The sequence below is a fragment of the Endozoicomonas sp. SESOKO4 genome, assembly GCF_024606275.1.
Genome location: NZ_JAHHPS010000381.1, coordinates 1 through 1,920 on the forward strand (window position 1 = coordinate 1; position 1,920 = coordinate 1,920).

A 1,920-nucleotide genomic window follows, 5' to 3' on the forward strand; every position below is an offset into this window, starting at 1 on the left:
ATGATATTGAGAGAGTTCTGAACTATCCTTGGGCCTTATTGACTGCTCTGCGGCTTGAAGATGACAGAACTCTTATCATTCGCAGCCACTGTCTTTGTGAGCTTCTTTGCCATCATGAATCCCGTTGCCAATACCCCCATTTTTCTGGGCTTAACCAATGGGCTTGAATCGGCTGAAAAGCGAAAAATCGCCATACAATCCAACTTTCTGGCGTTCATTATTGTCAGTGTCTTTTGCCTGCTAGGTCATGTCATTTTCAGTCTTTTTGGTATCACCCTCCCGGCACTCAGAATTGCAGGAGGCATTCTGGTGTTCCTGATTGGCAAGGACATGCTTTCCGGCAATAGCTCAGAGGTTCACACTCCCAGTATCGAGGATAATCGTAAAAGTCTGGAGCATCCCCATGTCAGTATTGCGATCAGTCCACTGGCAGTGCCCATTCTGGCAGGGCCGGGAACGATTGCTGCGGCGATGAATTTTGCGACAGGAAAAGGCATCCCTGAGGTGACCGTCTGTATCACTGTCTTTGGAGTGCTCTGTGGCATCAGTTGTCTGTTTTTTCTCTCGGGAGAACGCTTCCTCCACTATCTGGGAGAAAGTGTAGTGAAGGTCATCAGTCGTATGATGGGACTGATTCTGGCGGTGATCGGTACCCAGCTTGTCATAGAGGGTGTTTATGGTGCCTGGAAGCTGAACCTCTGAAGATTACTTACTTTCCGATACAGAACGAAGAGAAAATCCTGCCCAGTAAATCATCGCTGGAGAACTCGCCGGTGATTTCACCCAAGGCTTTCTGGGCATGTCGCAAATCTTCTGCCAGAAGTTCTCCCGCTCCCATGTATTCAAGCTGCTTCTGACCGTTATCCAGAAACTCTTCTGCTCTGCGCAGTGCATCCAGATGTCTGCGCCGGGCAGAGAAACCTCCCTCCATAGCTCCCTCATACCCCATACAGGCTTTCAGGTGCTCTCTGAGGGCATCCAGGCCACGTTCTCTCATTGCGCACGCCCTGATCAGGGGAACCCCTTGAACAGCTTCTATGCCGGCCTGTTCGCCTGTCAGATCAATTTTATTACGGATGACTGTTAACTTTTCTCTGGAAGGCAATCGATCAACAAACTCAGGCCATATGTCGTGAGGATCGATTGCGTCAGTAGTGGAGCCATCCACCATTAAAAGCACTCTGTCGGCGTCTTCTATTTCTCTGAAAGCCCGTTCTACACCAATCTGTTCGACTTTGTCATCAGTCTCTCGCAGACCTGCGGTATCAATAACATGCAAGGGCATACCGTCGATATTGATATGCTCTCTGAGAACATCACGAGTGGTGCCGGCAATGTCCGTTACGATAGCCGACTCCCGTCCTGATAACGCATTCAAAAGACTGGATTTACCCGCATTGGGACGTCCGGCAATCACAACGGTCATCCCCTCACGCTGAATAGCCCCCTGACCCGCCTCTGTCATAACCTGTGCAAGGTGGCTGATGATGGTTTTGAGATCGCCTGCCACTTTACCATCGGCCAGAAAATCAATCTCTTCTTCCGGAAAGTCGATGGCGGCTTCAACATAAATTCTCAGTTCAATCAGAGCTTCGACCAGCTCATTCACTTTTCTGGAGAAAACACCTTGCAAGGATCTTAGTGCCGATCTGGCTGCCTGTTCTGAAGTACTGTCAATGAGATCTGCGATGGCTTCAGCCTGTGCCAGATCCATTTTGTCATTCAAAAAGGCTCTTTCGGAAAACTCTCCGGGATTGGCCAGCCTGACCCCCAGGGCATTAATTCTCTTCAGCAACAAATCCAGAATGACCGGACCGCCATGTCCCTGGAACTCTATAACGTCCTCACCGGTGAATGAATTGGGATTAGGAAAATAAAGAGCCAAGCCCTCGTCCAGCACTTTATCCCGCTCATCATAAA

Annotated in this window: 2 protein-coding genes; one reads left to right on the plus strand and one right to left on the minus strand. The window is 49.5% G+C overall.

All coding sequences use genetic code 11. The features are described 5' to 3' along the window. Nucleotides 1–60 precede the first annotated feature (60 nt). Nucleotides 61–702 carry a MarC family protein gene (locus KDK16_RS07565; protein WP_257275404.1) on the plus strand — a complete coding sequence of 214 codons (642 nt, stop codon included), beginning with the start codon at nt 61–63 and terminating at the stop codon, nt 700–702. A gap of 7 nt (nt 703–709) precedes the next feature. Here the strand turns inward: KDK16_RS07565 and mnmE are convergent. Then, on the minus strand, nt 710–1,920 hold a 1,211-nt coding region (gene mnmE / locus KDK16_RS07570; protein ID WP_257275405.1), incomplete at its 5' end, for a tRNA uridine-5-carboxymethylaminomethyl(34) synthesis GTPase MnmE.

Bases quoted from the DNA above. Each gene is read 5' to 3' on its own strand.
- KDK16_RS07565 (WP_257275404.1), top strand. From the start codon at position 61: ATGACAGAACTCTTATCATTCGCAGCCACTGTCTTTGTGAGCTTCTTT.